The following is a 17,719-nucleotide window of genomic DNA, read 5'->3' on the forward strand; positions in this document are numbered from 1 at the left end:
AGTGAAACAGGCACAACTTGGCGTGCCTGTTTATTAACTTATCCTTCACATAACTCTGCAGCTGTCACATCATAAGGAATTTCATTTTCGGTAAAACCAAACTCACTAATAATTTCAAGTAATTCGCCAGACTCCTTCATTTTTTGTAACTCTTCATTGAACGCTTCACGAATTTCATCATCGCCAATTCGGAAAGCTGCAGCACCGTATCCACGAACGGATTCTCCATCAATAACTGGTTGTTCAAAATCTTCAACGATTTCAATTTTATCTGTGTTCGCCGTTTTTAATGCATTTTCTAAAGTTGGTCCTGTCATTGTTGTTGCATCGGCTCGCCCACTTTCGACGGCTGCAATACTTGCTGGAATATCTTGAACAATTTCTATTTGACTATCTTTTACACCTACGGCTTTTAAATAATCAATTTCAATGGCGCCATTCATAACAGCGATTGTAATATCTTCGTTTGCGGCAATATCTTCATAACTATGTATATCTTTCGGGTTACCAGGCTGCACTGCTAACGCCTCACCTATTGTATAATCCGGTTCGGCAAAATCCACGGATAAACAGCGATCTGGTGTAATGTACATGCCTGCGGTTATCACATCAAAACTACCATTCTGTAAACCTGGTATTAACGAATCAAACTTCACAAGTTTTCCTTCCATCTCCTCAATACCTAGCTTTTTAAAAATTGCTCTTGCAACTTCAACGGATTCTCCGGTCAAATTCCCATCTTCATCAAGGTAAGCATAAGGAACCTCACCCGAAAACCCAACTACAATTTTCCCTTCTGCTCTCGCTTTTTCTAAAGTCGACTGCTCACTGTTACTTGCTGTAAAAGAGCAACCGGAAACAATGAGTACTAGTATGACTAGCATGTTAAGCACTTTCCTTTTCACAAATATTACCTCCATATGTAGTTAATATTTTTCCAGAAACTTGGAAAGATTATGGTTTTAAGTATAACGAATTATGAATTGTCTAACAAATCTGATTATTTCGTCTGAGGTAACCTCTCCTTATCTCAGCTAAGTTGAGTATGTTTGAATGGACATATTCTCCAAATCCCTCTAATATGCTCGAAATAACTGCGTTTAATTACCAAACATTCAAAAACAAAAAAATCGCCCGCTGTATTTTACAGACTGGGCGATGAATTCATTCTTTATGATTCGGTAATTTTTTTGCTGGTGCATTATCACCTTGTTTCTTCTTATTTTTTAGGTCTTTTCGCTGCTTTTCCTCGATCTCATGTACAAATTGCGACGTATCCTTCAATATCATACCCCCTTTTATTTCGCTTTTAATAATTTACCCGGAAAGGAAAAATTCATGCAAAACGTTAATTAAAATGCATGCCAATCAAATTTAAGCAAAAATCCCTGGACCACTAGGACCTCAGGGACTTTTCTACTTAATTTGCCTCTTGATAATGTTCTTTACAAAACTGCAAAATCTCTTCTAATTCATCATCTTCTAAAGCGAAGTCTAAATATTTTTCCGTTACCCGTTCATATAGCTGATATTGGGCAATACGTACTTCTTCCTCTTCTACCACTAAAATTAATTTGATATAAATTCCATTTTCCGAATATAATTCGTCCTCTACATCAACTTCAATATCTATGATAAATTCGTATCGGTCTCCAGATAAAATTCCTGTCGGATCCCAAAGCTTTTCCACACTATATTCTGTAATTTTCATATAAACCCTTCTTTTTAACTTTTTCCATTCATAATTATGCTTCTCTTATTTCGTAAAAGCAAGTGTTTCTTTGTTTCAATAAGTTCTCGCATGGAAGAGCTTTTCAAAGAAATACTAAAATAAGGCAATGTTAACTGGAGGTGTAACATTTGAAAATTAATAACTATAAAATCGTACCCGGAAACGAACACGAAATCATTATATATTTAGATCCGTCCTTAGAAGAATTTGGCGAAGAGCTTGGCACTAGGGCTAAGTTCACATATATTCCAAATTTTATTCAAATTTATTATCAAAATTCACTCATTTTAACCGATAAAATAGATATACTATTACTTTTTTCATAGTTTAGTTGATTTATAGTTACACAAATAAAAACTTGTCTTTTTATAATTTTATATCCAGGAGGAACAAACATGATTATTTCATTTCAAAAAGCACGCCCTTGGAACGAATATGCGAATGGATTAACAACCACTGATATCGAACATGTTAACAAGCGAGCAAAGATTCGCCTATCCTTCTTAGGTATTGATAACACTACTCTAGCTCATATACGTGAAGCCGGGCAAATCATTTTCCAATCTAAAGAAGAAATCATTGATCTATTATACGAACGTTTTAAAAATTTTGAACAGGTCATTAAACTGATCGATAACAACTACTCTGAAGAAAATGTGAAAAATATTATTGAACAGTATTTATCCACTTTTTTCCAAGGAAATATTGATATTGAATACATTGAATCAAGACTGAAAATTGGTGTACAACAAAGCGTTCATCACGTTACACCGGAAAATTTCATCCCTGCCTATCAAGTTATTATTCATACAATAACTTCTGTTCTCATGGAAAAATTGTATAAAAAACCACAAAAAATGATGGATTACGTAATCGCTGTTCAAAAACTTGCTGCTTATGATTTACAATTAATTGAACAGGCATATATTGAGGATACAAATAAGTACTTTTTATTCCGCATTTCAGATATGTTAAATCAATTAACTGAATTGAATACAACAAAACAATTATTAACCGCAATGGACCAACAAATGGATGAAGTACAAAATATTTCTGCTAACACAGAAGAATTGACCGCGTCTATTGAAGAGGTATACCGTAACATTGAAAATGTAGCAAGTGAAACAGAATCAGCAACGAATACGGCAGAGCGCAGTAAAGATGTAATCAATTCAACTTTAGAAGGTATTCAACAAGCTGGCCAAGTATATTTATCTGTTCTTGAAAAAGTACAAGAACTTGAACATGAAATTAGACAAACTCAAGATGTCATTACAATCATAAAGGAAATTGCGGATCAAACGAACTTATTAGCATTAAATGCAAGCATTGAAGCAGCTCGTGCTGGAGAACAAGGAAAAGGATTTTCTGTCGTTGCATCAGAAGTTCGTAAATTATCCGAACATACGAGTGAACAAATTTCCCGCATTACCGAAAATATGGCTGCACTCCAAAATGTAGCAAATAGCGTCACCGCTCAAATTCGTGAAACAGCAGAATTAATGGATAAAACCGTAACCGGTTCACTCGACGCTGAGGATGCATTACTAGCGATTGTTGATAATATGAAAGTTGTAAAAAATTCCACATCCGAAATCGTTGAAATGAGCGAAAACCAAACGGCTGCCGTGCAAAATATTTCAGCACGCATAAACGTTGTTGCTGACACAAGTGTGGAGACTAAAGCAACATCAGAAGAAATGAGCAAACTTATTTATGATATTAGTTTAGAAATGGAAGAGTATGGAAGATTATTCTTAGATTTAAACTTACACTTCGAATATGAGGATATAATTCGATTAACTAAATCCGATCATTTACTTTATAAATGGAAAGTATACAATGTTTTACTCGGAATTGAAAATCTATCTGCTGAAGAAATTTCACACCATGATCAATGTCGTTTTGGTAAATGGTATTACGGAAATCTACCTGAACAAGTAAAACAAATGCAAGCCTTTAAAGACTTAGAAGAACCACATAAACAAGTGCATGAGCTAACTCGTCAAGCGATTCAACTGCATCGACAAGGTCGCGTAAGAGAAGCTGAAGAAGCACTTGAACAAATTAGTGAAAATATTAACCTGATGGAACAGCTTATGTTAAAAATGAAATAAAAGTTCAAAAAGGAAGTTGACTTTTTCTAGCCAACTTCCTTTCTGTATTTAATATGCACGATTCATGCGTTTAAATAGTTTAACAACTAACCATACAATAATTAAAATAGCACCAACGTTAATTAGTAAACCTAACAATGAGCCAAGGATGCCCCATTGTGCAAGTAGACTTCCGAATAATATTCCGGCTAATCCTCCTGCTATTAAACCTCTCATAAACCCACCGGTTCTAGGTTTTGTCGTTGATTGATTATTATATGTGGAACGGTTTTGATTTTGTTTCTTTTGGAAATTCGTAATCCCACTATTCGGACTACCGCCCCGTTTTCCTTTAAATCCTTTTGCTTCAACTGTAATTGGTTGATCTTGAACAATAAAGTTACCAACCGGTGTAGCAAAAAGTAACATTGCCGTAACAAGTACTGTCATAATCTTTTTCATAAAAATCCCCTTTTTAATATAATTTTCATATATAATTGTACTATTTTTTCTAAAAGATGTATATTAATTCACATTGAATCATTGTACTTGTCACTCCGAAACCTTTCTATTGCTTTTTAATAATTTCAGTATCACTTCCCTTTCCAACGATACATAAATCAACCATATCAATAAATAACCCTGTGTCTACAACACCAGTAATCATCTTAATTTTCTCATTTAGTTTTGCCGCATCTTCTATTTTTTCAAAATAACAATCCAATATATAATTGTCATTATCAGAAACAAAAATCTTTTCATCTTCTTCTCGAAGCTTTACTTGGCAACCAAGATTCGCAATATATTTCGCCGTCGCTTGCCAACCAAAGGGTGTTACCTCGACAGGAAGAAAATGTTTGCCTAATTGTTCACTTAACTTCTTTTGATCTACTATTACGATAAACTGGTCAGCAAACTCGGCAATAATTTTTTCCCGAACAAGCGCCCCACCTCCCCCTTTAATGACATTTAAATCTTTATCAACTTCATCCGCTCCATCAATGGCGATATCAATTTTATCGATTTCATTAAATGTTACAATTGGAATCTCGAGATTCATCGCCAGGCGCTCTGTATGTATAGACGTTGGAATGCATTTTACTTTTAGTCCTTCTGAAACCCGCTTTCCTAACTTTTGAATGAGCCAATATACGGTCGAACCTGTGCCAAGCCCAACGGTCATTCCGTCTTTAATAAAATCAACGGCCTTTTCTCCGGCGCTCCTTTTTTCCTGTTCATTATTGTTCAAGATTAAACTCCTTTCTTTTACCGTACAACGGAATTTCATTTATTTCTAGTATATACTTTAATAATTAGATTTATTTTTTTCATAAAAATTTATTAGAATTATGTTTGTCATTTTTCGACTCTCTATTTAGATGTAACCCCTGAATAAGATTAACTTATTTATTTTAACAATTAAATTAACATTTACTTATACCTTTATTTTCAAATACTAATAATTGAAGGGAGGGATTTATAATGGAGTGTGTGATTTTATTTTTCACAGGAATTGTTGCGACAACGATTGGAACATTGTCAGGTAGTGGTGGTTTCATTAATTTTCCAATGATAATCTTACTCGGAATACCTGTTCATTCTGCAATAGGAGCCAATAAAGATTCAAATACCTTTTCAATAAAGGGACATTTACAGGAGAGAAATCTTTAACTTTTGGCTGAATAAATGACTTTCCGCTCCATATCAGTAATTTGCGAAGTCCCGACATTTTCATTATTAGCTTGCTCAGGTTCAACCGCTCGTTCTACTTGACCATCGTCTCTTGCAAAACCGGCGCTATCATGCATTTCTACAGTATATGAATCACTACCAGAACTACCATTACTGCCCTCTCCCCCATTAAAACTACTACAGGCGGTAAAAATAAGTCCTATTACAAAAATTAAGATGATATTAATGAACTTTTTCAACTTCACACCTCATTTCAAACGTATCTACAAATATGACGACAAATTTTTAAAAAAGGTTGCACAAGTTTTAATGTTTTTGGTACAGGGGGACGGGTCCATCGTACCAATTTCGAATGAAACAAGGGAATGAAACACGGGGACAGGTCCATCGTACCAATTTCAAATTTGCAACACCGAACCCGTCCCCCCGTACCACCCCAAAAATGGAACACCGGACCCGTCCCTGCGTACCACTCCATGCGTACCACTCCCTGCGTACCACTCCTTAAAAAAAGAAACAGCTTAGAGCTGTTTGATTGAAAAAATTCTTAATTAATTTAAATACACCATCGCTAATGAGACTGCTAAAACAGTTAGAAGCAATACCAAATATATCCAAAAAAGCCGACTCATATTTCTACCTTTTTCAGAATGGTAGTTTCGATCGTCTGGATTTTTGGCAACTTGCATCGTACCGATTAATGCTATTAATACAACCAACCCCGCTATAATAAAAATGAATGCCAATGAAGTCCCCCACTTTCTTAAAAAGTTGTCCCCTTTAGATACCTTATCTATATGTATTCTATGTTTATAATCTTTTTCCTTCTTAACAGTATTTTGCTTGTAAAACTTTGAATTTTTTTCGGTGGTATTATGTTGAACTTCTTTTAACTTTCTTCCATAGGAAATTATTTCTATCAATGCAATCACGAATAGGATCCAAAATAATCCTTTATCAAAGGAAATCCCAATGGAAGATTTCCCTCCCAGAAACGTTAATAGCGACAATAAACAGAGAGTACCTTTCAAAAAAATATATCACGCTAAACAAATTATTTCTATATATAATGTTGATGAATTAAAAAATGACTACCATAAAAGGTAGACATTTTTATCGAGAATTTATTGACGCACATGCCCTGTTCCTTTAATAAAGAATTTACTTGATGTTAATGCAGGTAAGCCCATTGGACCACGGGCATGTAATTTTTGTGTAGAAATTCCGATCTCCGCTCCATAACCGAATTCAAATCCGTCTGTAAAGCGAGTAGACGCATTGTGATACACCGCAGCTGCATCTACTTTTTGTAAGAATACATTAGCATTCACTTCATCTTCCGTAATAATCGCTTCAGAATGATTTGTTCCGTAAGTGTTCACATGCTCAACCGCTTCTTCTACGCTGTTAACAAGTTTTACACTTACATCAAGAGCTAAATATTCTGTTCCCCAGTCTTCTTCTGTCGCAAGAACTGCATCTGGAAATACAGCTTTTACTTTTTCTTCGCCGTGGATTGTTACATCGTTAGCGGCTAATTTTTCTAAAAGTTCTTTTCCGTACTTGTTAAACCAGTCTTCATGGATTAATAATGATTCAACCGCATTACATACAGATGGACGTTGTAATTTTGCATTTAAAACAATTTCTTCTACCATTGCTTGTTTTGCTGATTCATCAATATAAATATGGCAGTTCCCAGCACCTGTTTCAATTACTGGAACACTTGCTTCACGGATTACGGTTTGAATTAAGTTTTGACCGCCCCGTGGAATCAATACATCTAAATACTCATTTAATTGGAATAAGGACTTTGCCGTTTCTCTTGATGTATCTTCAATTAATTGCACCGCATCAACAGGTACTTTACTTTTTTCTAATGCTTTATGAATCGAGCTAACTAGTGCGATGTTCGATGATTTCGCTGAAGAGCTGCCTCGTAAAATAATCGCATTACCTGTTTTTAAGGCAAGGGTTGACGCATCAATCGTTACGTTCGGTCTTGCCTCATAAATCATGCCGATAACACCAATTGGCACACGTCTTCTTTCTACATATAAACCATTATCTTTCGTAATTGTTTCTAAAACTTCACCGATTGGATCTTTCAATTCAATGACTTGGCGAATTCCTTCTACCATACCTGCAATACGGTCAGTATTTAACATAATCCGGTCTAGCACCGTTTCAGATAATCCATTATCTCGACCTGACTCTATGTCAACTTTATTCGCTGCTAAAATTTCGTTTTCATCTTCTAACAGTTGTTTCGCAATTAATTCTAAAGCAGCATTTTTTTCTTCTGTCGATAAACTTGTCATTTTGTAACTTGCCCGTTTTGCTAATTTCCCTTTTTGAAAAACTTCATTTGCCATAAAAATCTCCCTCCTTAATTTTTTAATTGAACCCAATTATCGCGATGAATGACTTCGATGGCTGGTTCATGAAATTCTGGTCCTTTTTCTTTACGTTGTTCAATATAGTCGCTTAATTCATCAGATGGACAACTTACTTGACCTTTACCAATAAGACCGTTAATTCCCATCACATCTACAACATCACCTTTTTCAAAAGTGCCTTTTACTTTAAACACACCTGGTGATAGTAGACTTTTTCCATGATATAAAATTGCTTCAACTGCTCCTTGGTCAATATAGACATGACCCGTTGATTCTGAATGTAAGGCAATCCATTGTCTTTTCGTGTTGATCGATGTTTGACTACGATTGGCGATGTATGTTCCATCACCTTTTCCATCTAAAACATCAAGTAATTTATTTTTGCCAAAACCAGTGCCGATAAAGACGGAAACACCAAGATAAAGAGCGGTTTGTGCAGCAAGGAGTTTTGACTTCATCCCACCAGTGCCAACTTTCGAACCATTTTCATCGGCAAGTTGGAATAGATCTTCGTTAATATCTTCAAGAAAATAAAACTTTTTCGCATTTGGATTTGTCCGTGGATTGCCATCATAAATCCCATTAATATCAGTTAAAATAATGAGTCTATCTGCATGAATAAATCCACTTACAAGGCTTGATAACATATCGTTATCGCCAAAGGTTAATTCATCGACCGAAACTGTATCATTTTCATTTATAATTGGTAAAATTCCTCGGTCTAGTAATTCGGATATTGTCGCAAATGCGTTTTGATATCGTTTGCGGTTCGAAAAGTCGGAGCGCGTGAGCAAAATTTGTGCAGCGGTAATGTCGTAAGCTTGGAATTTTTCCATATATGTTTGAATGAGTAACCCTTGCCCAACACTTGCTGCAGCTTGTTTTCCTTTTAACGTGACAGGTCGTGAAGGATAGCCTAATTTTTTAAAACCTGCAGCAACCGCACCTGATGAGACGAGAATCACTTCATGATTCGCCTTCCGAAGTGCAAAAATGGCATCGACATGATCGTTTAATTTTTCATGGTCGATCTCCCCCTTTTGATTTGTCAGTGAGCTACTTCCAATTTTGACTACGATACGTTCTTTTGACATGATAAATCCCTCAATTTATATTTTTATACTTTAACGTTATAATGGACTAAAAAATATAGTTAAAAGTGGCTTAATTTTTAGCTTCTATATATTTAAATTCATTACCTTTAAAGTTGGTTTTAATAAATAAGGCAATGCAAATAAAAAAGCCCTCTCATCCTGTATTGACAGGACGAAAGAGCTAGTCTTCCGCGGTACCACCTTCATTGGGTGCAAAACCTGGCACCCCACCTCGAATCTTTAACGCAGATCTGCGCCCATGTTTTGCATGGGACTCGGAAGGTAGGTTCTGCAGGTTGACTATGACGGAATCTTTCAGCCTACGAATTCCGCTCTCTAACATAGCAAGCACTGCATACTAGTCCTTCGTTAACGTTCAATTATTGTTGAGTATATTATGGGACGAAATATGAAAAAAGTCAACAACCATTTTTTGAAAATTATTTTTCTTTAATGGTTTTAAGGACGTTTACTATACAAATGAACGCCCTATATTAATCAACATACAGTCTTTAATACTCAATCATCCTTATCTTTTCCAAATATTTTCCGGAAAATTTCACTTATCTTCGGCTGCTCCCGCTCTTCGTAAGATAAACCAAAGTTATAGCCATACGCATCACCATTGGCCGCTTTATATACATAATCAGGTCCTTCATCAAATCCCGGAACATCTCCGCGATCGTTTGCTACTGCTTCAGCATTCGCGGGTATTGTAATTGGTAACTTGCCCGTTGGATTGTAGCGACCGCGAATCACATCAAGTAAAGCTTCAGACTTTGTACCAAATGTAACAAAAACCGCTTTTGCATTCGGTTCTACTTCATTCATTAACCACGGATTCCCGAAATTAATCGCCGTGATTGTCGGTACAAGTTTAGGGTCTTCACCAAAGGTTTCCTCTACCCTGGCCCATAATGTATCTGTCGCAACATCCGCCGAATAGCCTCTTAACTTTCGCGACAACTTCTGGTTGCTTCGTAGGTTGAGCAAAAGCAACCTATTGAGCAATTGGATTGATGGATTTCTATCAGGAAAGAAAGGTATTATGATAATACGAAATTTATTAATTGAAAGGTTTGAGAGGAAAAATGAAATCTATTATAGATACACATATCCATTTTGATCAATATAAAATTCCGGACCGACGAAGGATTTTAAGAGATATGGACGAATATAAAATTGATTACTTAATATCTGTTTCTACTAATTTTTCTTCAGCCAAAGCGAATTTAGCGTTATATGAAAAAGATGCTAGAATTAAACCAGCCTTTGGGTATCATCCTGAACAAGAGTTACCCACAGATAGTGAGCTTGCAGATTTATTTCATTTTATTGAAAAAAATCATACTAAGATGGTGGCAATCGGAGAGGTTGGACTTCCTTACTATTCTGAGGTCAAAAATAAGGATGGCTATCTTGAGTTATTAGAGGAATTTTTTAAACTAGCAAAAAAGTTAGATAAACCTGTAGCGCTGCACGCAATATACGAAGATGCGCCTATCGTTATAAATTTATTAGAAAAATACTCAATTGAAAAAGCCCACTTCCACTGGTTTAAAGGGGACCCTAAAACATTACATCAGATGGCACAAAACGGATATTTCATCTCTTTCACGCCAGACATCCTTTACGAAGAGGACATTCAAATTATCGCAAAATCTTACCCGATTACACAAATTATGGTGGAAACTGATGGACCTTGGCCTTTTGACGGACCATTTAAAAATAAAATTACCCATCCGAACATGATACACAAAACAATTGATTATATATCAAAAATCAAATCTTTAACCACTGATGAAATGTATGAACAACTATATAAAAACACATCGTATTTTTATTCTTTATAACGATATTACTTTCATACTTTAATTTTTTTAAAAGTTACTGTTGACATTTAAAGTTTTACAGTTTAGAATAAATTAAAAATTTAATCAATTGATAAGTTAATAACTTAGCAATCTACTCTTATACAGAGAGGTGGAGGGACTGGCCCTGTGAAGCCTCGGCAACCATTGGAAAGATCCAAACGGTGCCAATTCCAGCAGGTTTGAACTGACAAACCTGAAATATAAGAGGGATTGTGATATATGAAAATATTCTTTTCGTACATCACATGACCTCTTATTTTAAGAGGTCATTTTATTTTGGAGGTGATGTACAAAAATCTATGAACTTAAACTTTCTTTTTTTAATTAAAAAATATTTAGAGGTGATTGGAAAATGGCGATTGAAAAATTTAATGTAAAGGCTACATGGAAGGAAAAATTATTAATTGAAACGGAAGCAAGAGGTCACAAAGTCATTGTTGATGAACCAGTTTCATTAGGTGGCACTGATCAAGGATCAAACCCTGTTGAACTTGTTCTTTCTGCTCTTGGTGCATGCCAGGCAATTGTTATCCAAACTTATGCAAAACAATTTGGGATTAACATTGAGGATCTTAAGATTGAATTGGAAGGTGAACTTGATACGGACGGTTTTTTAAATAAATCCGATGTCCGACCTGGATATTCTCATATTGAATCAAAATTCGTGATTTCAACAGATGCTCCAAAAGAAAAATTAGAAACATTTATTCAGTTTGTGGAAAACCATTGCCCTGTAGGTGATACGATTAAAAATCCTGTTCATTTAACTTCAAAAATTGTCGTTGAAAAACCTGTTAAATAAAAAACAATCTAATACCAAGTAATCGGATGTGCCTACTTTATTTTAAAAATGGAAAGGGTGTCATGATGGGTAAACAAATACATTTAAATGGATTTGTTCAAAATTCTCCGTCCCCACATTCAACTGGACTATGGAAACATGAAAAAAATCATAGCCGCTATCATAACCGGTTGTCTTACTGGGTTGATGTTGCTCAAACATTAGAAAAAGGGATATTTGACGCTGTTTTTATTGCCGATGTTTTAGGAACATATAGCGTGTATCAAAACAGCTATAAACCTGCTGTAAAAAATGCAGTCCAAATTCCAGCACATGATCCTTTACTACCGATTTCAGCGATGGCACTAGCCACAAAACATATTGGGTTTGCTGTGACGATTTCAACGACCTATGCACAGCCTTATGCATTAGCACGTCAACTCTCAACATTGGATCATTTAACGGAGGGAAGAATTGGTTGGAATATCGTTACCTCTTATTTAGAAAGTGAAGCAATTAATCTTGGCCTTAAAAGTCGACTACCCCATGACCTTCGTTATGAAAGAGCAGATGAATTTTTAGACGTGGTCTATAAACTATGGGAACATAGTTGGGAAGATGATGCTGTCACACTTGATATCGCACAAGATGCGTTTGCAGATCCAGATAAAGTTCATGAAATAAACCATGAAGGGGCATTTTTCTCCGTGCCTGGACCGCACATTGTAGAACCTTCGCCACAGCGTACGCCGGTTTTATTTCAAGCTGGTGCTTCACCTAAGGGGAAACGATTTGCAGCAAAACATGCAGAAGCTGTATTTACAAAGCATCATTCACTCGATGCATTAAAAATATACTCAAATGATATTCGTACACTAGCTAAGGAATACGGTAGAAATCCAGATGATATAAAAATATTCCCGCTCGTTTTACCGATTGTTGGTTCTACAGAAGAAGAAGCAATTGCAAAATATGAAGAATTGAAAAGCCATGTTAGTTACGAAGGTACACTTGCATTATTATCCGGTCATACCGGCATTGACTTTTCAACTTACAATCCAGATGACTATATTGTAGATATGGAAACGCAAGCGATGCAGGGAAACCTTGATCTTTACGGAAAAGATCCGAATAAAAAATGGACTTTACGAGAAGCTGTATTAAATCACGGACTAGGAAACGGAACAGTTAAATTTATAGGTACACCTGAGCAAATTGCCGATAAGCTTGAACAGTGGGCAACAGAAGGTGATGTCGATGGCTTCAACATTGCTTTTGCCTATTCACCAGGTACATTCAGAGAATTTGTCGATTATGTCGTTCCTGAATTACAAAAACGAGGAATATATCGTAAAGAATACGAAGGTGGAACATTACGAGAAAATTTATTTGGAAAAGGTCATGTATACTTACCTGACAACCATCATGCAAAAAAATTGAGTCTCGCTGTCAAGTAAATGCCCACTCGACAAGTAGGTCAAAAATCGGTTAAATTTTGCGTAAACGGAGGGTGTCCATGAACGTATTAGAATTATATATATGGATAGGTATGACGATCATTGTCTTGATTATGATTCTATTAGGTTACCTTGGTGGTCGAGGTACAAAAAATATTGATGATTTTGCCATTGGCGGCGGTCAACTCGGCCCAGTCCTTTTAGGGCTGGGATTTGCTGCCACATATCTAAGTGCCGCTGTATTTTTAGGTTATCCAGGTTGGTCTTATGAATGGGGCTATGCCAATCTATGGCTGATGTTAGCGATATTTGGTGGAGGGCCGATCGGCGCTCTATTAGTAGCAAAAAGGGTGCGAAAGATAAACACAAAGCAAAAATCTTTATCTTTACCAGATTGGTTAGGCGATTACTATAATAGTGACATTTTAAGAGTAGGTACAGCACTTCTCCTTTTGTTTAATATTTTTTATATCGCTGCTCAGTTTGTTGCTGGAGCAAGAGTATTTGAATTTACAATGGGGCTTTCTTACAATGCCGGACTTATTTTAATAGCAGCCATAGTCATTATTTACGTTTATGTCGGTGGAACACTTGCTGATATTTACACAGATGCCGTTCAAATTATCATTATGACTGTCGCCGGGCTACTCATATTTGTATCAGGAATTGTTCATTTTTGGGAAGGAAGTATTACAAATACATTTGCATCGATTACAGACAATCTCGCAGCCCAGAATCCAAATTTAGTTACAGTTTTCAATCCCGAGTCGCCTTATTTTGATTCGATTTCAGCCGTAATCGGCGCAATTATTATTCAAGCCGCCTTTGCCGCCACCGCTCCACAGCTATTTAATAAAATATTAGGTTTAAAAAATGAAAAAGATATCGGAAAAATGTTACTTGTATACGTAGTTATCATGTTCTGTTGTGTTGTTACACTATTTGGTGGTATTTATAGTCGTGCGGCCTTTGGTGAAAATATCGCGGTTAGTGATATGGCACTAATTGAATACATTATTCAATTTTTCCCTGCGATTATAGCTGCCTTTATGCTAATCGTCATATTAGCTGCCGCCCTTTCGACAACGGATGGCTTGTTTGTATCCATGTCTACTGTATTCGCCAATGATATTTTCCTAAAAGTATTCGTACGACGGAACATCATTAAGGTTAATGATAAAAAAGCACAAAAGATTGCACTACGAATTAGTCGTCTTGCGGTATTAGCAATCGGAATCGTTTCGTACCTTATCGTATTAAATCCACCGAAATATATGGGAGATCTTTTATGGATTAGTGTTTCTGGGATTGCTGCAGGAACAGTCGGACCAGTCCTTTACGCCATATTTGGTAAGAAAAAGCCATCACCACGAGCTGCAGAATTATCGATGATTATTGGGCTCGCATCCTATTTTATCCTATATTTTGGAAAAATAGAAAAAAGTACAATGGCGGCAGGTGCCTGGGCAACATTAATTGGAATCGCAGTTATGTTTATTCTTGCAAAAATTATGAAACAACCTCAATCAGAAATAAGTTCCCAAAAAGATGCAATTTAATATAATTTAGAAGGGAGAATGTGATATGTTTGTAAACCCTATGCTATCCATATGTTTATACGGTATAGGCCTTTCTCTAATTGTAATTTTTATCTCACTTTGGAAATGGTATTTTAAACATTAAATTTTACTTAAATCGCTATACGATCAATTTAACAATAAAATTAAAGTAAAAGGACAGTCGCGTAAATACACACGAACTGTCCCATTTTCTTTTATTATGGTCTAACTGCAATGACTTCAATTTCTACTAATACGTCCTTCGGTAGACGACTAACCTCTACCGTTGAACGGGCTGGACGATGATCGCCTAAATGTCTCGCATATTCCTCATTCAGTTGTGCAAATTGATTCATATCGGTAATGAAAATCGTTGTTTTTACGATGTTGTTTAAAGTTAAACCTTCACTTTCTAAAATTGCCGCAATGTTTTTCATCACTTGATTTGTTTGGCCAACAATATCATTTGCTTCTACTTCACCCGTTTCCGGATTTATCGGAATTTGACCAGATAGAAACAGAAAATTACCTACTTCAATACCTTGAGAATATGGTCCTATTGCTTGCGGAGCATGATCCGTTGCAATTTTTTTCAACATGAAACTTGTCTCCCTTCTATGTATATGAATTTAATTGACAAACTCTTGTAATCGTTTTAAAATCGCTAAAAATACACCTTCATCAATCGCACTTGCCCAAACACCATCGGAATATTTTTCTCCACGGACATAAAATGTCAATATTGATTTTAATAAATCAAAATCCGCAGTTGGAATTAAATCAGCAGGCGCATCGATTTTCGTCTTATACATTTCAAGATGCTCGAAATATTGAGGATCTAGCATATCCGCTTCATATAAATCATTAATAAAGTTTTGTACCCCTTCTTCATATTGTACAAACCCTAGTTGCACAACTCCAGTTTTTGTCTCTTCTGGATTATTCCATTTGAAAAATTCCATCTGTTCATTACTAAAATAATCGATATATTTGTCTAATTTTTCTTTTGTTAACATCGTTGTTCCCCCATCCTGTTGTTGACAAAATATTATATTTTTATTATACCTTTTTTTTAATTTACTTTAAATGTTAAACAGGAATTATTTGGAATTTCGCCCATAAAAAGACAACCAGCCCAACTCGAATATATGGACTGGAACCATAAAGAACGTTTTCAATAAAAATTTATACTCGATTCGAAATAAAACGGGCACATTCTTTTGCAATTAGTTCTTTATCATTATCTAACGTTGCAACATGGTAACTATTTTTCAAGAAAATAATGGATTTATCTTCCGATGTAATAGAATAATAGATTTCCTTCGAGTTTTCCGGTGGTACAACATTGTCTATAATAGAAGAAATAATTAGCGTCGGCACTGTCACTTTCGTTAAATCTTTGCGAACTTGGTCCATTAGAGCAATAATATCCCCCATAGATTTTACCGGTGTTTTTGGATAGGCAAGTTCTGTTACTCCTGACTTTTTAATATCCGAGCCAATCCCTTCTACGAAACGAGTTCCACTATTTTTCAACTGATCATAGGCTGTTTTAAGCTCAGGCATATTAATCGCAGCATTAATTGGTATAATTCCAGCTAGATTCGGATATTTTTGGGCAAGGTATAAAGTTAACGTCCCTCCCATTGAAAGTCCGACGACAAAGATTTTTGAACACGTTTTTTGCAAACGTTCTAAGCCACGCTCCACATCGTTAATCCAGTCTTTGTATGATGCTTGTTCCATATTTTCAGGATCAGTACCATGCCCAGTGAGTCGCGGACCATAAACCGTGTAGCCTAGTTTAAAAATTTGCGTACCTAAATACCGCATACTCTGGGTTGTCCCTGTAAAACCATGACTAACTAAAACTCCGACTTCATTTCCCGGAAAGTAAAATTCCTCAGCCTCTGGATGAACTTTATACACTTTTTCCAAGTTCAATCACCTCACAATATTTGAATTTTTTAAATTTTATCATAAGTTGATCTTAATGGAAAGTAATAAGTGAAATACACACGCTTTTACCTATTTATACTATTTTGCTAACATGCTATTTTTTGATATAGTAACTATATACTACACATGAAAGGAAATGTTTATTGTGAAATGTTTTTCAATTGATTTAGACGGTACTTTACTAAATTCACAACATGAAATTTCTGCAGAAAATTTGCAAACTCTTCATTATTTAAAAGAAAAAGGTCATCAAGTTGTTATCAATACTGGTCGTGCTCTGGAAGACGTTATTAGTTATGAAGAAATTAAAAATTTAAACGTACCTATTATTACGATTAATGGAACTGTTTTGTATAGTGAATCTGGAGATGTTTTATACGAGGCATCCCTACCAATCGATGCATACAAACAACTCCTACCAATTTTACGAGAAATCGGATTATGGACTATGGTATATACAAATCAAGGCGGTTTTCCTTTCCGAAATCCAGATGTTCAAGATTTAAGTGATGATGAAAAAGAAGCCCTTTTTAAAAATTACAACTATGATCAAATCCTAGAAAAAGAAACCATTAAAATTTACAAAGTTATGGCAGTATCAAGGCAAGATCAAATCGAACTCGTCGATAAAGCGAAAAAAGCCATCGCTGGGAATATTAATGTTTCCTATGCATCCTCATACCCTAATAATGTGGAGTTTACTTCGGTTGAGGCAAATAAAGGTGTTGCATTAGAACGTTATCAACAACTTACTGGAAAACAATTTAGCGAAATATATGCTTTTGGTGATGGTGGCAATGATGTTGAACAGTTTAAAGTGGCAACAACAGCCGTTGCAATGCAAAACGCACCTGATTCTGTAAAAAAACATGCTCATTTAATAACAAAAACAAATGATGAAAATGGTTTTACATATGCTGTGAAGGAATTATTGAAAATATAAAATAAAGGGAGGTCCACATACATCTTTTGTAGACCTCCCTTTTTTGTATACAACTTTCTACCCAAATTTCAATTTCTTTATTTTCATAATTTATAAAATGGTACATAATAGTATCATAGTGTTTCATTCTTTT

General features: G+C 35.5%; 21 protein-coding genes and 1 riboswitch. Of the genes, 8 read left to right on the plus strand and 13 right to left on the minus strand.

Annotation, left to right across the window (positions count from 1 at the left end):
- Positions 1–38 precede the first annotated feature (38 nt).
- The 3 genes from ehuB to GW534_RS12980 all read right to left on the minus strand — a co-directional run bounded on the left by ehuB (position 39) and on the right by GW534_RS12980 (position 1,711).
- On the minus strand, positions 39–884 hold the full coding sequence (gene ehuB / locus GW534_RS12970; RefSeq protein WP_246204154.1) for an ectoine/hydroxyectoine ABC transporter substrate-binding protein EhuB: 846 nt from the start codon (positions 882–884) through the stop codon (positions 39–41).
- Positions 885–1,164: 280 nt separating this feature from the next.
- Complete coding sequence (locus tag GW534_RS12975) at positions 1,165–1,284, minus strand: DUF4023 family protein (protein WP_246204152.1); 120 nt, start codon at positions 1,282–1,284, stop codon at positions 1,165–1,167.
- Between the two features lie 136 nt (positions 1,285–1,420).
- Complete coding sequence (locus GW534_RS12980; protein ID WP_161921440.1) at positions 1,421–1,711, minus strand: DUF6509 family protein; 291 nt, start codon at positions 1,709–1,711, stop codon at positions 1,421–1,423.
- A gap of 149 nt (positions 1,712–1,860) precedes the next feature.
- Here GW534_RS12980 and GW534_RS12985 point away from each other — a divergent pair, with 149 nt between their 5' ends.
- Positions 1,861–2,058 carry a hypothetical protein gene (locus tag GW534_RS12985; protein WP_161921441.1) on the plus strand — a complete coding sequence of 66 codons (198 nt, stop codon included), beginning with the start codon at positions 1,861–1,863 and terminating at the stop codon, positions 2,056–2,058.
- 69 nt (positions 2,059–2,127) lie between these two features.
- Positions 2,128–3,849, plus strand: a complete 1,722-nt coding sequence (locus tag GW534_RS12990; RefSeq protein ID WP_161921442.1) for a methyl-accepting chemotaxis protein — start codon at positions 2,128–2,130, stop codon at positions 3,847–3,849.
- Between the two features lie 48 nt (positions 3,850–3,897).
- On the opposite strand, the gene GW534_RS12995 is transcribed toward GW534_RS12990, so the two are convergent.
- Both GW534_RS12995 and rpiA read right to left on the minus strand, forming a co-directional pair.
- The gene (locus GW534_RS12995; protein ID WP_161921443.1) at positions 3,898–4,290 is read right to left on the minus strand and encodes a hypothetical protein; all 393 of its coding nucleotides are present in this window, start codon (positions 4,288–4,290) and stop codon (positions 3,898–3,900) included.
- 106 nt (positions 4,291–4,396) lie between these two features.
- Entirely contained in the window at positions 4,397–5,077 is a 681-nt protein-coding gene (rpiA, locus tag GW534_RS13000; protein WP_407670480.1) for a ribose-5-phosphate isomerase RpiA, read from the minus strand.
- A gap of 233 nt (positions 5,078–5,310) precedes the next feature.
- Here rpiA and GW534_RS13005 point away from each other — a divergent pair, with 233 nt between their 5' ends.
- Positions 5,311–5,499, plus strand: coding sequence for a hypothetical protein (locus GW534_RS13005; RefSeq protein ID WP_161921445.1), 189 nt, complete (start codon positions 5,311–5,313; stop codon positions 5,497–5,499).
- Here the strand turns inward: GW534_RS13005 and GW534_RS13010 are convergent.
- The 5 genes from GW534_RS13010 to GW534_RS13030 all read right to left on the minus strand — a co-directional run bounded on the left by GW534_RS13010 (position 5,496) and on the right by GW534_RS13030 (position 9,979).
- On the minus strand, positions 5,496–5,759 hold the full coding sequence (locus tag GW534_RS13010) for a hypothetical protein (RefSeq protein WP_161921446.1): 264 nt from the start codon (positions 5,757–5,759) through the stop codon (positions 5,496–5,498). The genes GW534_RS13005 and GW534_RS13010 overlap by 4 nt on opposite strands.
- Positions 5,760–6,071: 312 nt before the next feature.
- Entirely contained in the window at positions 6,072–6,266 is a 195-nt protein-coding gene (locus tag GW534_RS13015) for a hypothetical protein (protein WP_161921447.1), read from the minus strand.
- A 378-nt stretch (positions 6,267–6,644) separates the two neighbouring features.
- Complete coding sequence (locus GW534_RS13020) at positions 6,645–7,895, minus strand: glutamate-5-semialdehyde dehydrogenase (RefSeq protein WP_161921448.1); 1,251 nt, start codon at positions 7,893–7,895, stop codon at positions 6,645–6,647.
- 14 nt (positions 7,896–7,909) lie between these two features.
- The gene (proB, locus tag GW534_RS13025; RefSeq protein ID WP_161921449.1) at positions 7,910–9,013 is read right to left on the minus strand and encodes a glutamate 5-kinase; all 1,104 of its coding nucleotides are present in this window, start codon (positions 9,011–9,013) and stop codon (positions 7,910–7,912) included.
- A 519-nt stretch (positions 9,014–9,532) separates the two neighbouring features.
- Positions 9,533–9,979 (minus strand): glycoside hydrolase family 3 C-terminal domain-containing protein, encoded by a 447-nt coding sequence (locus tag GW534_RS13030; protein WP_161921450.1) that lies wholly within the window; start codon positions 9,977–9,979, stop codon positions 9,533–9,535.
- 125 nt (positions 9,980–10,104) lie between these two features.
- Here GW534_RS13030 and GW534_RS13035 point away from each other — a divergent pair, with 125 nt between their 5' ends.
- From GW534_RS13035 to GW534_RS13050, 4 genes are all read left to right on the plus strand, one after another.
- Positions 10,105–10,866, plus strand: coding sequence for a TatD family hydrolase (locus tag GW534_RS13035; RefSeq protein WP_161921451.1), 762 nt, complete (start codon positions 10,105–10,107; stop codon positions 10,864–10,866).
- A gap of 115 nt (positions 10,867–10,981) precedes the next feature.
- Positions 10,982–11,094, plus strand: a riboswitch (SAM riboswitch).
- Positions 11,095–11,239: 145 nt separating this feature from the next.
- Positions 11,240–11,689 carry an OsmC family protein gene (locus tag GW534_RS13040; RefSeq protein WP_161921452.1) on the plus strand — a complete coding sequence of 150 codons (450 nt, stop codon included), beginning with the start codon at positions 11,240–11,242 and terminating at the stop codon, positions 11,687–11,689.
- A 62-nt stretch (positions 11,690–11,751) separates the two neighbouring features.
- Positions 11,752–13,125, plus strand: a complete 1,374-nt coding sequence (locus GW534_RS13045) for an LLM class flavin-dependent oxidoreductase (RefSeq protein WP_161921453.1) — start codon at positions 11,752–11,754, stop codon at positions 13,123–13,125.
- Between the two features lie 59 nt (positions 13,126–13,184).
- On the plus strand, positions 13,185–14,684 hold the full coding sequence (locus GW534_RS13050) for a sodium:solute symporter family protein (protein ID WP_161921454.1): 1,500 nt from the start codon (positions 13,185–13,187) through the stop codon (positions 14,682–14,684).
- A gap of 218 nt (positions 14,685–14,902) precedes the next feature.
- Here GW534_RS13050 and GW534_RS13055 read toward each other — a convergent pair whose 3' ends face one another.
- The 3 genes from GW534_RS13055 to GW534_RS13065 form a co-directional block, all read right to left on the minus strand.
- The gene (locus tag GW534_RS13055) at positions 14,903–15,283 is read right to left on the minus strand and encodes a RidA family protein (protein WP_161921455.1); all 381 of its coding nucleotides are present in this window, start codon (positions 15,281–15,283) and stop codon (positions 14,903–14,905) included.
- A 30-nt stretch (positions 15,284–15,313) separates the two neighbouring features.
- Positions 15,314–15,700: a DUF6508 domain-containing protein gene (locus GW534_RS13060; RefSeq protein WP_161921456.1), complete on the minus strand. Its 387-nt coding sequence runs from the start codon at positions 15,698–15,700 to the stop codon at positions 15,314–15,316.
- Between the two features lie 169 nt (positions 15,701–15,869).
- Positions 15,870–16,613, minus strand: a complete 744-nt coding sequence (locus GW534_RS13065) for an alpha/beta hydrolase (RefSeq protein ID WP_312854674.1) — start codon at positions 16,611–16,613, stop codon at positions 15,870–15,872.
- A 166-nt stretch (positions 16,614–16,779) separates the two neighbouring features.
- Here GW534_RS13065 and GW534_RS13070 point away from each other — a divergent pair, with 166 nt between their 5' ends.
- Positions 16,780–17,586, plus strand: a complete 807-nt coding sequence (locus GW534_RS13070) for a Cof-type HAD-IIB family hydrolase (RefSeq protein ID WP_202630934.1) — start codon at positions 16,780–16,782, stop codon at positions 17,584–17,586.
- Positions 17,587–17,719 lie beyond the last annotated feature (133 nt).

Source organism: Pallidibacillus pasinlerensis, from assembly GCF_009996845.1.
GTDB lineage: Bacteria > Bacillota > Bacilli > Bacillales > Caldibacillaceae > Pallidibacillus > Pallidibacillus pasinlerensis.

What these genes read in the sequence shown, in the direction of transcription:
- GW534_RS13060 (WP_161921456.1), bottom strand. Translation starts at nt 15,700, where the DNA reads ATGTTAACAAAAGAAAAATTAGACAAATATATCGATTATTTTAGTAAT.
- GW534_RS13035 (WP_161921451.1), top strand. Translation starts at nt 10,105, where the DNA reads ATGAAATCTATTATAGATACACATATCCATTTTGATCAATATAAAATT.
- GW534_RS12995 (WP_161921443.1), bottom strand. Translation starts at nt 4,290, where the DNA reads ATGAAAAAGATTATGACAGTACTTGTTACGGCAATGTTACTTTTTGCT.
- GW534_RS13045 (WP_161921453.1), top strand. Translation starts at nt 11,752, where the DNA reads ATGATGGGTAAACAAATACATTTAAATGGATTTGTTCAAAATTCTCCG.
- GW534_RS13050 (WP_161921454.1), top strand. Translation starts at nt 13,185, where the DNA reads ATGAACGTATTAGAATTATATATATGGATAGGTATGACGATCATTGTC.
- GW534_RS13070 (WP_202630934.1), top strand. Translation starts at nt 16,780, where the DNA reads ATGTTTATTGTGAAATGTTTTTCAATTGATTTAGACGGTACTTTACTA.
- GW534_RS12990 (WP_161921442.1), top strand. Translation starts at nt 2,128, where the DNA reads ATGATTATTTCATTTCAAAAAGCACGCCCTTGGAACGAATATGCGAAT.
- GW534_RS13005 (WP_161921445.1), top strand. Translation starts at nt 5,311, where the DNA reads ATGGAGTGTGTGATTTTATTTTTCACAGGAATTGTTGCGACAACGATT.
- GW534_RS13055 (WP_161921455.1), bottom strand. Translation starts at nt 15,283, where the DNA reads ATGTTGAAAAAAATTGCAACGGATCATGCTCCGCAAGCAATAGGACCA.
- GW534_RS12980 (WP_161921440.1), bottom strand. Translation starts at nt 1,711, where the DNA reads ATGAAAATTACAGAATATAGTGTGGAAAAGCTTTGGGATCCGACAGGA.
- ehuB (WP_246204154.1), bottom strand. Translation starts at nt 884, where the DNA reads ATGCTAGTCATACTAGTACTCATTGTTTCCGGTTGCTCTTTTACAGCA.
- GW534_RS13040 (WP_161921452.1), top strand. Translation starts at nt 11,240, where the DNA reads ATGGCGATTGAAAAATTTAATGTAAAGGCTACATGGAAGGAAAAATTA.
- GW534_RS13020 (WP_161921448.1), bottom strand. Translation starts at nt 7,895, where the DNA reads ATGGCAAATGAAGTTTTTCAAAAAGGGAAATTAGCAAAACGGGCAAGT.
- proB (WP_161921449.1), bottom strand. Translation starts at nt 9,013, where the DNA reads ATGTCAAAAGAACGTATCGTAGTCAAAATTGGAAGTAGCTCACTGACA.